10 protein-coding genes and 1 tRNA gene are annotated in these 12,552 nt (G+C 62.4%); 9 read left to right on the plus strand and 2 right to left on the minus strand.

Features of this window, described 5'->3' with window-relative positions; all coding sequences use genetic code 11:
- Positions 1-52 precede the first annotated feature (52 nt).
- Positions 53-1,186, minus strand: a complete 1,134-nt coding sequence (locus tag JC607_RS12865) for a tyrosine-type recombinase/integrase (protein WP_198837325.1) — start codon at positions 1,184-1,186, stop codon at positions 53-55.
- An 87-nt stretch (positions 1,187-1,273) separates the two neighbouring features.
- Positions 1,274-1,358 (minus strand) — tRNA-Leu (locus tag JC607_RS12870).
- A gap of 196 nt (positions 1,359-1,554) precedes the next feature.
- On the opposite strand from JC607_RS12870, the gene JC607_RS12875 reads away from it, so the two are divergent.
- The 9 genes from JC607_RS12875 to speB all read left to right on the plus strand — a co-directional run bounded on the left by JC607_RS12875 (position 1,555) and on the right by speB (position 12,475).
- Positions 1,555-2,541, plus strand: a complete 987-nt coding sequence (locus JC607_RS12875; RefSeq protein ID WP_198837326.1) for a complex I NDUFA9 subunit family protein — start codon at positions 1,555-1,557, stop codon at positions 2,539-2,541.
- Position 2,542: 1 nt separating this feature from the next.
- Positions 2,543-3,346 carry an undecaprenyl-diphosphate phosphatase gene (locus tag JC607_RS12880; protein ID WP_198837406.1) on the plus strand — a complete coding sequence of 268 codons (804 nt, stop codon included), beginning with the start codon at positions 2,543-2,545 and terminating at the stop codon, positions 3,344-3,346.
- 161 nt (positions 3,347-3,507) lie between these two features.
- A complete protein-coding gene (locus JC607_RS12885; protein WP_198837327.1) occupies positions 3,508-4,941 on the plus strand; it encodes an NAD(P)-dependent oxidoreductase in 1,434 nt (477 codons plus the stop codon).
- Positions 4,942-4,961: 20 nt separating this feature from the next.
- A complete protein-coding gene (locus JC607_RS12890; RefSeq protein WP_198837328.1) occupies positions 4,962-5,180 on the plus strand; it encodes a hypothetical protein in 219 nt (72 codons plus the stop codon).
- Positions 5,177-5,920, plus strand: coding sequence for a hypothetical protein (locus tag JC607_RS12895; protein WP_198837329.1), 744 nt, complete (start codon positions 5,177-5,179; stop codon positions 5,918-5,920). The genes JC607_RS12890 and JC607_RS12895 overlap by 4 nt, the downstream gene beginning before the upstream one ends.
- Positions 5,910-6,350: a GFA family protein gene (locus JC607_RS12900; RefSeq protein ID WP_198837330.1), complete on the plus strand. Its 441-nt coding sequence runs from the start codon at positions 5,910-5,912 to the stop codon at positions 6,348-6,350. The genes JC607_RS12895 and JC607_RS12900 overlap by 11 nt, the downstream gene beginning before the upstream one ends.
- A gap of 3 nt (positions 6,351-6,353) precedes the next feature.
- Positions 6,354-10,892 carry a glutamate synthase large subunit gene (gltB, locus tag JC607_RS12905; RefSeq protein WP_198837331.1) on the plus strand — a complete coding sequence of 1,513 codons (4,539 nt, stop codon included), beginning with the start codon at positions 6,354-6,356 and terminating at the stop codon, positions 10,890-10,892.
- A gap of 149 nt (positions 10,893-11,041) precedes the next feature.
- Complete coding sequence (locus tag JC607_RS12910) at positions 11,042-11,503, plus strand: GNAT family N-acetyltransferase (RefSeq protein WP_198837332.1); 462 nt, start codon at positions 11,042-11,044, stop codon at positions 11,501-11,503.
- A 12-nt stretch (positions 11,504-11,515) separates the two neighbouring features.
- Positions 11,516-12,475, plus strand: coding sequence for an agmatinase (gene speB, locus JC607_RS12915; RefSeq protein WP_198837333.1), 960 nt, complete (start codon positions 11,516-11,518; stop codon positions 12,473-12,475).
- Positions 12,476-12,552: the final 77 nt, after the last annotated feature.

Genomic DNA, 12,552 nt, shown 5'->3' on the forward strand with positions numbered 1-12,552 from the left:
GCCTCCTTGCCTCAAAGTTAGCGAAGAAGGCGTCCACGAAACATGGGGCTATTCATAGACGACCATAGCGAGGGAAGAGCATAGTGCCTCCGCTGGCAGCCATGACCGCTTCCTTGGCCGCTTCCAGAGCGTCTCCGACGAGCGGCACACAACGGATTGAAGCGTTGGTCTTTAGGCGGCGATCTTCATTCCATGTGACGCGGATATGCGGTGTTTCCCCTTTGGTCTCCACGTCCTCGACCCGCAGCCCGGTAATCTCGGCAATCCGGCATCCTGTCCCCGCTAGGATACGCCAAATTTGGGCTAGAGCGGGATTCGCTCCTGAGGTGATCCTCTTATGAACCTCGGCAAGAATCTTCGGGGGCAGCGGGTCACGCTTTTCTCCATCACGCTGGCGGGATGCTGTCGCGCCCAGATCGAGCTTATTGAAGGGGTTTTGGAAAGTCTCCGGCAGTCCGAACTCCACCTTTCCGAAGTTGATCACAGCCTTGAGCACGTTCAATTCGCGCTTCACCGATGCAGCCGACACTTGCGCACCGGTAGACTTTAACCGGCCTAGCATCGCATCGCGCACCTTGCGGGCATCCTCACGTGTCAGAGAGGCCAGCACGGGGTTCTTGCCGAGGGCCGCGACGACCATTCGGATTACACGCGAGACGCGCGCCTCCGATTGCGTATCAGCACCTTCGCCATCCCCGATCTTCTCTGACACGTAGAGCCGCTGGGCATCGGTGAGGGTGGGGGCGGGTGCCTTATGCCGCTCAGGGCCAAGCCTCAGGACGTTGATTGTGTGACGGTCGATGGTGGAAGCGCCAACAGGCTCATATTCATCCTGCGGATAACGCGCGGCAATCGCGTCAGCCTCGTTGGCAAGGGCAGCCTCAGTAGCACCCGCTGCAATCAAACTGGCACGGCGGCGCAGTGCTTCGGCATAGGCGTCACGTTCGCTGGCACCGGGCGCGCCTGCGGAAGCAGATCGGGACAAGGAGCGAAGTGCTTCGGCAATCTCGCGTTCGACCTCTGCATGGTAGCGGGGATACGCCGCGAGGGCCTCTTTCTGGGAATCGCCCAGCTTGCGCTTGAACTCGCGCTTGGTGATCACCGCAGCAACCTCTTTCGGCACCCTGCGACGATACTGCCAGCTTCCTGATTTGGTTTGCTCAACGTACTTCAAGATGAGCCCCATGTGTGCCTCTCGTGTGCCTGAGTGTGCACCGAGAGGACCGGCATGTCATTGAAGTCTTTGAATTATCTACTCTTGGTAGAGAGTAAATGGTGCCCAGAAGAGGACTCGAACCTCCACGCCTTGCAGCGCTGGTACCTGAAACCAGTGCGTCTACCAATTCCGCCATCTGGGCACGCTTCAGTGAGGGCGATGTAGCCCTGGGGCAAAGGGTTGTCAACACGGGCCCGCGCGGAAATCGCAAGATTTTTTGACGCTCGTGTGAAAGGCCGGCTGGCGCGGGCCTCACATCGGGCTTTGGGCTTGCTGGCCCGACGTCCGGGGGCTATGGAACGGGGAATGGACGCGACGCCCGCAGGGGAGATTTCCGCATGAGCAAGCTGGTCACCATTTACGGCGGGTCGGGCTTTGTCGGCCGCTATATCGCCCGGCGCTTTGCCGGCCTTGGCTGGCGGGTCCGCGTCGCGGTACGCCGCCCGAATGAAGCGATCTTCGTCAAACCCTATGGCGCTCCGGGCCAGGTCGAACCGATCCTGTGCAATATCCGCAATGAAGCCAGTGTGAAACGCGCAGCCCTTGGCGCGGATGCGGTGGTCAATTGCGTCGGAACCTTCCGCCGCCGCGGCCGGAACAACTTCCAGGCGGTACATGTCGACGGCGCCACGATCATCGCCCGCGCCGCGCGCGAGGCCGGTGTGGCAAAGCTGATCCATATCTCGGCGCTCGGGGCCGATGCCGGCAGCGCCTCGCTTTATGGCCGCAGCAAGGCCGCCGGCGAGGCCGCAATCGCGGCGGAATTCCCCGGCGCGGTCATCCTGCGCCCCTCGGTGATTTTCGGCACCGAGGACAGCTTCTTCAACAAATTCGCGGGCATGGCGCAATTCGCGCCGGTCTTGCCGATTGCCGGTGGCCAGACCCGCTTCCAGCCGGTCTGGGTCGATGATGTGGCCCTGGCCGCGGTCAATGCCGTCACCTCTGATGCCGCTGCCGGGATTTACGAACTGGGCGGGCCCGAGGCGATGCCGCTCCAGGATCTTTTGCACCGCATGCTGCCGGTGATCCAGCGTCGTCGCCTGATCCTCAACCTGCCAGGCGGGCTGATGTCGCTGCCGGCCTTCGGCTTTGACATGGCCGAAGTGCTGACCGGCGGCCTGATCGTCAACAGGATCCTCACCCGCGATCAGCTGAAAATGCTGAAGGCCGATAATGTGGTGACTGAGGGCGCGCGCGGCTTCGCCGCTCTGGGCGTAACTGCCTCGGCTTTTGAAGCGGTGATTCCGGATTACCTGTGGCGCTTCCGTCCCTCCGGGCAATATGCCGCCATCAAGAACTCGGCAAAAAACCTGAAGAAGGTCTGAGATATTGGACAACACGCTGATCGCCGCCTTTCTGGGTCTCCTGGAAGGGCTCACTGAGTTTATTCCGGTCTCATCGACAGGACATCTGCTGCTGGCGGGGCATTTCCTTGGCTTCACCTCGGACAGCCGGACCTTCGAGGTGGTGATCCAGCTTGGGGCAATCCTGGCGCTGACATCGGTATTTGCGGTCAAGGTCGGGCGGCTTTTCATGGATGCACGCCATGACATGGCGGCGCGGCGCGCTATTGTGTCAGTGGCCCTGGCCTTTCTGCCCGCCGTGGTGATCGGGTTGCTGGCGCATGGCTATATCAAGAGCGTGTTGTTTGAATCGCCGAAGCTGATTTCGATCATGCTGATCATCGGCGGCGTCATCCTGCTGGTGGTGGACCGTATCGCGCCAAAACCGCAGCATTTCGACGCGCTGGAACTGCCGCTGGGCAAGTCGCTCGCCATTGGGTTTTGCCAGTGTATCGCGATGATCCCCGGCGTCTCGCGCTCTGGCGCCACGATTGTCGGTGCCCTGATGATGGGGGTCGAGAAACGCGCCGCGGCCGAGTTTTCCTTCCTGCTGAGCCTGCCGACCATGATCGCCGCAGTCTCCTATGATCTGTTCAAAACCCGCAATGATCTCGATTTCAGCGCGGTCTGGGATATCGCGGTCGGCTTCGCCGTGGCCTTCCTTGCAGCGGTTCTCGTGGTGAAATGGGTGCTCTCTTATGTCAGCCGCCATGGCTATGCGATCTTTGGCTGGTGGCGAATCATCGTGGGAACGGCAGCGCTGATCGCGCTTATGGCGGGCAAATAGGCGGCTTCGGAACCAATGCTGACCTATTTTCGGGAATTTTCAGAGGATTTTTGATCACGGGTTCCCCAAATCCGCATATAGGTCAGCCATGCTGACTTTTATTCGAATCCCCTCAGATGTAGGAAGGCGCACCCGGAACCTGCTTTGAGGGAAGCGCAGCCATGGCCACGCAAAAGATGCTGAAATTTGTTTCCCTGGGCAAAGAGATGCCCGAGAAACGCAAAGCCTCTGACCGCAATCAGGATTTCGACGAGATCTATCGCGAATTCGCGGCAGAAAAGGCGGCCGAACAGGCCAGCCGCTGTTCGCAATGCGGCGTGCCTTATTGCCAGTCGCATTGCCCGCTGCACAACAATATCCCCGACTGGCTCCGCCTCACCGCCGAGGGCCGGCTGAAAGAGGCCTGGGAGATCAGCCAGGCCACCAATTCCTTCCCCGAGATCTGCGGCCGCATCTGCCCGCAGGACCGGCTTTGCGAAGGCAATTGCGTCATCGAACAATCCGGCCATGGCACGGTCACCATTGGCTCGGTCGAGAAATACATCACCGACACGGCCTGGGAAGAAGGCTGGGTCCAGCCGGTTGTCCCCCATAGCGAACGCGCTGAATCGGTGGGCATCATCGGCGCAGGCCCGGGCGGGCTCGCGGCGGCGGAACGGCTGCGCCGCGCCGGTGTGCAGGTCACCGTCTATGACCGCTATGACCGCGCCGGCGGGCTGCTGACCTATGGCATCCCGGGATTTAAGCTGGAAAAGCCGGTCGTCATGCGCCGGGTGGAACAGCTGGAAGCCTCGGGCGTGACCTTTGTGCTGAACTGCACCGTCGGCGTTGACCTGTCGTTCGAAGAGATCCGGTCGCGTCACACCGCCGTGCTGATCGCCACCGGCGTCTATAAGATCCGCGAGATCGAGGCCCCCGGCTCGGGCGCGCGCGGCATTGTGAAAGCGCTCGACTACCTGACCGTGTCGAACCGGCTCTCTTTCGGCGACTCTGTGCCGGAATATGAAGATGGCAGCCTGAACGCGAGCGGCAAGCGCGTTGTGGTCATCGGCGGCGGCGATACCGCGATGGATTGCGTGCGCACCGCGATCCGCCAGGGCGCAACTTCGGTGAAATGCCTTTACCGCCGCGACCGGGCCAATATGCCCGGAAGCCAGCGCGAGGTGCAGAATGCCGAAGAGGAAGGCGTGGACTTCGTCTGGCTCGCGGCACCGAAGGGGTTTTCGGGCGGCACAGAGGTCGAAGGCGTGATGGTGCAAAAAATGCGTCTCGGCGCGCCGGATGCCTCGGGCCGTCAGTCGCCCGAGGTGATCGAGGGCGCCGATTATGTCGAGCCCGCCGATCTGGTCGTGCAGGCGCTCGGCTTCGAACCCGAGGCCTTGCCGAAGCTTTGGGGCGTCGACGAACTGACCGTCACCCGCTGGGGCACGATCAAGGCCGATTTCCGCAGCCATGCGACCTCGATCCCGGGTGTCTATGCCGTGGGTGATATCGTGCGCGGGGCGAGTCTTGTCGTCTGGGCGATCCGTGACGGCCGCGAGGCGGCAGATGCGATCATCGACTCCCTCGGTCATGCCGCTGTCGCGGCCGAGTGACCCTTTTCGGGAGAAACGCCATGATCCGTTGCCTTGCTCTGCTCTGCGCCGTGGCGGTATCCCCTGCCCCGTCAGCAGCCAGGCCCTTTGATGCCACCGCTCTCACGACCTGGAGCGGGCCGCGCGCCCTCGCGCTGGTCCGCTCCGGCGCAGATGGCTTTGAAGTGAATACCGATACCATCCGAAGCAAGGTACAGTCGGGGGCAATGCTCCCTGATTACGAGGTCTCGCCGACATGAACCGCTTTTTCACCGTCACCCTGTCTTCTGCGCTGCTGCCGCTGCTGGCGGGCATTGCCGGGGCGCGGACCTGGTCTGCTCCGGAAAGCTGCGAGATCTTTATGACCGTGCAGGCCAAGGGCTGCCGGGTGTCGAATTACTATACCTGCACTGCCGATCAGAAAGGCGATCAGTGGCGCGCCGATTTCGATCAGGAGGGGCTTTTCTTCCGGTCGCGGATCAATTCCGAAACCGAATGGGTCGAGAGTATCAGCGAAGGCGAAGGTGCCGGAACGGTGCAGATGCTGGCGCCGAACGCCGCCGATCCGGCCTCATTCTCGGAACTGATTGCAACCGGGATCGACACGTTTGAATTCTCGCTGACCCGCAATACCGGCTTTGACACCACTGTTACCGGCTTTGACCGGCTGACCGGTCGCAGCGTGACCATTGACGGCGTCGTGCTGGAAGAGACCGAATTCGAGGCCTTCGAGATTGATGCCGATGGCGCCCAGGTCCGGCGCTCGCGCGGCAATGAATATGTTTCGCGCGAGATGCGGCTGTTCTTTTCCGGCCCCGGCCAGAGCGATCTGGGCGATGGCCAATGGCTGCCGATCGACGGCAGCCCGATCGACTTCATCTTCCCCGGGGAGCCTGGATTCGCCTCCCCCCGCCCGCTTTATGACTGCGATCCGCTGATGACCGAGGCTCCTGCCGATCCGGCGCTGGAGCGGCTGTGGAGGGCGCGTTATGGCGACTGAGACGCGCGGACAATGCCTGTGCGGTGCGGTGCGGGTCACCGTCTCGAATGCCCCGCATGAGGTGAATGCCTGCCATTGCAGCATGTGCAGACGCTGGACGGGGGTGGCGCTGGTCACCCTCGACGTTCCCGAGGCCGATATCCGCATCGAAGGGCAGGAGGCGGTGCGCAGCTTTGCCTCGTCAGACTGGGCCGAACGCTCATTTTGCGGCACATGCGGCTCTTCGCTCTGGTATCGGCTGACCGCGCCCGGGGCGCCTGCGGATTATTACCTGGCGGCGGGTCTGATGGACCAATTGTCCGGCGTGACCCTTGCCAATGAAATCTATGTCGATCACCGGCCCCAGGCTTTCGCCTTTGCCGGTCCGGCCAGACAGATAACGGAAGCAGAGTTTATGGCGATGCTTCCGCCGCCAGCCCAAGAGGAGTGAGCCATGACGATCTATGATGAGGCCTGGGCGAAAGCCGAAGAAGCCAAACGTGCTTTCATGGGCGAGCACAGCCTTTACCGCGATGAGGATGAACATTCCTCCTGCGGCGTGGGTCTCGTCGTAGCGGTCTCGGGCAAGCCCTCGCGCAAGGTCGTGCAGGCGGGGATCGACGCCCTGAAAGCGATCTGGCACCGCGGCGCGGTCGATGCCGACGGGAAAACCGGCGATGGCGCAGGGATCCATGTCCAGATCCCGGTCGATTTCTTCTATGACGTCGTGCGGCGCACCGGCCATGAACCCGATCCGCAAAAATGGATCGCGGTTGGCCAGGTCTTCCTGCCGCGTACCGATTTCGCGGCGCAGGAACGCTGCCGGACCATCGTGGAAACCGAAGTCCTGCGCATGGGCCATTATATCTATGGCTGGCGCCATGTACCGGTCGATATTTCGGTGCTGGGCGAAAAGGCCAATGCCACCCGCCCCGAGATCGAACAGATCCTGATCCGTTGTGAAAAAGAAATCGACCGCGAGCAGTTCGAGCGCGAGCTCTACATCATCCGCCGCCGGATCGAGAAAGCCGTCACCGCTTCGGGCATTTACGGCTGCTATCTGTGTTCGCTCTCCTGCCGGTCGGTGATCTATAAGGGCATGATGCTCGCGGAACAGGTCTCGGTCTTCTACCCGGATCTGCAGGACGAGCGGTTCGTCTCGGCCTTTGCGATCTACCACCAGCGCTATTCGACCAATACCTTCCCGCAATGGTGGCTGGCGCAGCCCTTCCGGATGCTTGCCCATAACGGCGAGATCAACACGCTGAAGGGCAATGTCAACTGGATGAAATCGCACGAGATCCGCATGGCATCGAGCGCTTTCGGCGAGATGGCAGAAGACATCAAGCCGATCATCCCGGGCGGCACGTCTGATTCCGGTGCGCTGGATGCGGTGTTCGAGGTGATGGTGCGCTCGGGCCGCTCGGCGCCGATGGCCAAGACCATGCTGGTGCCGGAAGCCTGGTCGAAACAGACCGACACCATGCCCCAGGCCTGGGCGGATATGTATTCCTATTGCAACTCGGTGATCGAGCCCTGGGATGGCCCGGCGGCGCTGGCGATGACCGATGGCCGCTGGGTCTGCGGTGGCCTCGACCGCAACGGGCTCAGGCCCATGCGCTATGTGATCACCGGCGACGGGCTGCTAATCGCGGGGTCCGAGGCCGGGATGGTGCCGGTGGATGAGCTGACCATCCGCGAAAAAGGCGCACTTGGGCCGGGCCAGATGATCGCGGTCGATATGGCAGAGGGCAAGCTCTACCACGACACCGAGATGAAGAACAAACTCGCTTCCGCCCAGCCCTATAGCGAATGGGTCGGCAAGATCACCCATCTGTCGCCCGATCTCGACGCGCTGCCGGAACATGCGCTTTATGCCGGGTCGGACCTGCGCAAGCGTCAGATCGCCGCCGGCTATTCGGTCGAGGATCTGGAGCAGGTTCTGGCCCCGATGGCCGAAGACGGCAAGGAAATGATCGCCTCGATGGGCGATGACACACCGCCTGCGGTGCTGTCGAAAATCTACCGGCCCCTGTCGCATTACTTCCGCCAGAATTTCAGCCAGGTGACGAACCCGCCCATCGACTCCTTGCGCGAGGGCCGGGTGATGTCGCTGAAAACGCGTTTCGGGAATCTGCGCAACGTGCTGGATGAAAACTCCAGCCAGACCGAGATCCTGGTGCTGGAAAGCCCCTTCGTCGCCAATGCCGAATTCGACGCGATGGTGAAGCAGTTCGGCGAGCATGTCGCCTTTATCGACTGCACCTTCCCGGTCGGCCCGACGCTGAACGACCTGCAAAATGCGCTGGAACGGATCCGGGCCGAGGCCGAAGACGCGGTGCGGTCTGGCGCAGGCCAGCTGATCCTGACGGATGAGCATCAGGGCGTGGAGAAAGTCGGCATGCCGATGATCCTCGCGACGTCAGCCGTGCACAGCTGGCTGACGCGCGAGGGGCTCAGGACCTTCTGTTCGATCAATGTGCGCTCGGCGGAATGTATCGACCCGCATTATTTCGCGGTGCTGATCGGCTGTGGTGCGACCACGGTGAACCCCTATCTCGCGCAGGACAGCATCGCTGACCGGATCGAGCGGGGCCTGCTGGAGGGCAGCCTTGTCGAAGCAATGCGCCGCTACCGCGATGCGATTGACGCGGGGCTTCTGAAGATCATGGCGAAGATGGGGATTTCGGTGATCTCGTCTTATCGCGGTGGTCTGAATTTCGAAGCCGTTGGCCTGTCGCGTGCGATGGTCGCCGAATATTTCCCCGGCATGCATTCGCGCATATCGGGGATCGGTCTGCACGGCGTCGAGCAGAAGCTGGAAGAGGTCCATGCCCGTGGCTGGCTCGGCGGCGCGGATGTGCTGCCGATCGGCGGCTTCTACAAGGCGCGGCGCTCGGGTGAGAAACATGGCTGGGAAGCCCAGACCATGCATATGCTGCAAGCGGCCTGCGACCGCGCAAGCTATGATTTGTGGAAGACCTATTCCGCCGCGATGCGGTCGAACCCGCCGATCCATCTGCGCGACCTCCTGGACATCAAGACGCTTGGAAAACCAGTGCCGATTGAAGAGGTGGAAAGCATCACCTCGATCCGCAAACGCTTTGTGACCCCGGGCATGTCTTTGGGCGCGCTGTCGCCCGAGGCGCATATGACGCTCAACATCGCGATGAACCGGATCGGCGCCAAGTCGGATTCGGGTGAGGGCGGTGAAGACCCGGCACATCAGCACCCGTTCCCGAATGGCGATAACCCCTGCGCCAAGATCAAGCAGGTGGCCTCGGGGCGCTTTGGGGTCACGGCAGAATATCTGAACGCCTGCGAAGAGCTTGAGATCAAGGTAGCCCAGGGCGCCAAGCCCGGCGAGGGCGGCCAGCTTCCGGGCATGAAAGTGACCGATCTGATCGCGCGCCTGCGGCATTCCACCAAGGGCGTGACGCTGATCAGCCCGCCACCGCATCACGACATCTATTCGATCGAAGATCTGGCGCAGCTGATCTATGACCTGAAACAGATCAACCCGCGCTGCAAAGTGACGGTGAAGCTGGTTTCGGCCAGCGGCGTCGGCACGATTGCCGCCGGTGTGGCCAAGGCCAAGGCCGATGTGATCCTTGTCTCGGGCCATAATGGCGGCACGGGGGCGTCCCCTGGCACCTCGATCAAATATGCCGGCCTGCCCTGGGAAATGGGCCTGACCGAGGCGCATCAGGTGCTTTCCATGAACAACCTGCGCGAGCGGGTGACCTTGCGCACAGATGGTGGCCTGCGCACCGGGCGCGATGTGGTCATGGCGGCGATGATGGGCGCGGAAGAGTTCGGCATCGGCACCGCGGCGCTGATCGCGATGGGCTGTATCATGGTGCGTCAGTGCCAGTCGAACACCTGCCCGGTCGGCGTCTGCACCCAGGACAAGGCTCTGCGCGACAAGTTCACCGGCAATGCCGATAAGGTCGTCAACCTCATCACCTTCTACGCGCAGGAAGTTCGGGAGATCCTCGCCTCGATCGGGGCGCGCTCGATGGATGAGATCATCGGGCGGCCGGATCTGCTGGTCCAGGTCTCGCGCGGTGCCGCAAGCCTTGATGACCTTGACCTGAACCCGCTTCTGATCACGGTCGATGGCACGCAGAAGATCACCTATGACCGCTCGAAACCGCGCAATGCGGTGCCGGACACGCTGGATGCCGAGATCATCAAAGATGGCCACCGCTTCTTTGAAGATGGCGAAAAGATGCAGCTGTCTTACGCCGTGCGGAATACGTCGCGGACCATCGGCACGCGGGCCTCGTCGCATATCGTGCGCAAGTTCGGGATGAAGAACAGCCTGCAGCATGACCATCTGACGGTGAAACTGACCGGCAATGCCGGCCAGAGCCTTGGCGCTTTCGCGGTGAACGGGATCAAGATCGAGGTCCAGGGCGACGCGAATGACTATGTCGGCAAGGGGCTGTCGGGTGGCGTGATCGTGGTGCGGCCGCAAATGGCCTCACCGCTTAAGGCCGAAGACAACACCATCATCGGCAATACCGTGCTTTACGGCGCGACCGATGGGTTCCTCTTTGCCTCGGGCCGCGCGGGCGAGCGCTTTGCGGTCAGGAACTCGGGCGCGTCTGTGGTGATCGAGGGCTGCGGCTCAAACGGGTGCGAATATATGACCGGCGGCGTGGCGGTGATCCTCGGGCCGGTCGGCGCGAATTTCGGCGCGGGCATGACCGGCGGCATGGCCTATATTTACGACCCCGAAGGCCGGGCTGCGGATCTGGTCAACCCGGAAGGGCTTCTGACCAACAGCCTTGGCCACCCGCATTGGGAGGCGCAGCTGAAAGAACTGGTGGAACGTCACCATGCCGAGACCGGCTCGCGCAAGGCCGAAAGGATCCTTGCCGAATGGGACAGCGAGCGCGGCAATTTCCTTCAGGTCTGCCCGAAAGAGATGCTGCCGCATCTGGCGCATCCGCTGACCGCGCTGGCGGATAAGGTTCCCGCCGAATAAGCAGCCCGGCTGAACCGGACGCTGCCTGAAACGACAAAGGCCCGCCGGCATATCGGGGGGCCTTTTCCATTCTGCCTGTCCCTGACGGTGCGCTCTTGACCCGCGCCGGGACCTGGATAGTCATAACCCGGTGCAAAGGGGTATCCGCCATGACCGCGACCATTTCCGAAGAACACCCGCTCACGCCCGATCTGGCGCTGCTGTTTGACCGTCATACCGCTGATATGCACGCCCAGACCCCGCCCGAAAGCATCTATATGATGGATAAATCGGCGCTGGCGGCGGCGGATGCGCGGTTTTTCGTGCTGCGCGAGGCCGGGGCGCCGCTGGCAATGGGCGCGCTGAAACGGATCACACCGGATCATGCCGAGATCAAATCCATGCATGTGCTTTCCGAGGCGCGCGGGCGTGGGCTGTCGTCACAGATGCTGGCGCATCTGATCGCGGCGGCGCAGGGGGATGGATATCAGCGGCTCTCGCTGGAAACCGGGCACGAAGAGATCTTCACCCCGGCAAAGCGGCTTTATGAAAAGGCCGGGTTCACCGAATGCGAGGCCTTTGGCGATTACAGCCATGACCCGAATTCGCTTTATATGACGCGCGCGCTGTAAGGAGCCCATCACATGACCCGCATCCTCCATGAACCCGTCGATGCTTCCCGGGTGCCGCGTTTCGCAGGTCGTCCGAGCTTTATGCGGCTGCCCACCCCGGACACGCCCGAGGGCCTTGATATCGCCCTGGTCGGTATCCCCTGGGATGGCGGCACCACCAACCGCGCCGGCGCCCGCCATGGCCCGCGCGAGGTCCGCAATCAGTCGAGCCTGATGCGGCGCGGCCATCATGTCTCGGGCGTGATCCCCTATGAGCTGGTCTCGGTGGCGGATGTCGGCGATATCGAGGTGCAGCCCATCGACCTGATGGCGGCGCTCGCGCAGATCGAGGCCGGGATTGCCGCGATCTGCGCGGCGGGGGCGCTGCCTCTGTCGGTCGGGGGCGACCATCTGACGACGCTGCCGGTCCTGCGCGCGATCCATAAGGCGCGGGGTGAAGGGCCGCTGGGCCTCGTGCAGTTCGATGCCCATTCCGACACCAATGACCGCTATTTCGGCGACAATCTCTACACCCATGGCACCCCCTTCCGCCGTGCCATCGAAGAGGGGATTCTCGATCCGCATAAAATCGTGCAGATCGGCATTCGCGGCTCGGTCTATGCCGCTGACGAACATCAGTGGGCGAAAGACCAGGGCATCCGCATCATCTATATCGAGGAGGCCGACCGGCTTGGCCCGCAAGGTGTGGTGGATGAAGTGCATCGCATCCTGGGCGACACGCCCTGCTATGTCACCTTCGACATCGACGGGATCGACCCCTCGATGGCGCCCGGCACCGGCACGCCCGAGATCGGCGGATTCACCACCCGCGAAGCCCAGACCATGGTGCGCGGCCTGGCCGGGCTGAACATCCGGGGCGCGGATGTGGTCGAGGTCTCTCCGCCTTTCGACATCGGCGGGCTGACGGCGCTGACCGGTGCGACAATTCTCTTCGAACTCCTCTGCGTGATTTCGGCCGGGCTGAAGCGCTGACCCGGAACGAGCGCGTAAGAATGCCACCTCTGCCCCTGCGACAGCGGGGGCATCACCAACTTCTGGTTGTATTAGCC

This window comes from Paracoccus sp. IB05 (assembly GCF_016405985.1).
Lineage (GTDB): Bacteria > Pseudomonadota > Alphaproteobacteria > Rhodobacterales > Rhodobacteraceae > Pseudogemmobacter.

Bases quoted from the DNA above. Each gene is read 5' to 3' on its own strand.
- JC607_RS12865 (WP_198837325.1), bottom strand. From the start codon at position 1,186: ATGGGGCTCATCTTGAAGTACGTTGAGCAAACCAAATCAGGAAGCTGG.
- JC607_RS12875 (WP_198837326.1), top strand. From the start codon at position 1,555: ATGAGCAAGCTGGTCACCATTTACGGCGGGTCGGGCTTTGTCGGCCGC.
- JC607_RS12885 (WP_198837327.1), top strand. From the start codon at position 3,508: ATGGCCACGCAAAAGATGCTGAAATTTGTTTCCCTGGGCAAAGAGATG.
- JC607_RS12890 (WP_198837328.1), top strand. From the start codon at position 4,962: ATGATCCGTTGCCTTGCTCTGCTCTGCGCCGTGGCGGTATCCCCTGCC.
- JC607_RS12895 (WP_198837329.1), top strand. From the start codon at position 5,177: ATGAACCGCTTTTTCACCGTCACCCTGTCTTCTGCGCTGCTGCCGCTG.
- JC607_RS12900 (WP_198837330.1), top strand. From the start codon at position 5,910: ATGGCGACTGAGACGCGCGGACAATGCCTGTGCGGTGCGGTGCGGGTC.
- gltB (WP_198837331.1), top strand. From the start codon at position 6,354: ATGACGATCTATGATGAGGCCTGGGCGAAAGCCGAAGAAGCCAAACGT.
- JC607_RS12910 (WP_198837332.1), top strand. From the start codon at position 11,042: ATGACCGCGACCATTTCCGAAGAACACCCGCTCACGCCCGATCTGGCG.
- speB (WP_198837333.1), top strand. From the start codon at position 11,516: ATGACCCGCATCCTCCATGAACCCGTCGATGCTTCCCGGGTGCCGCGT.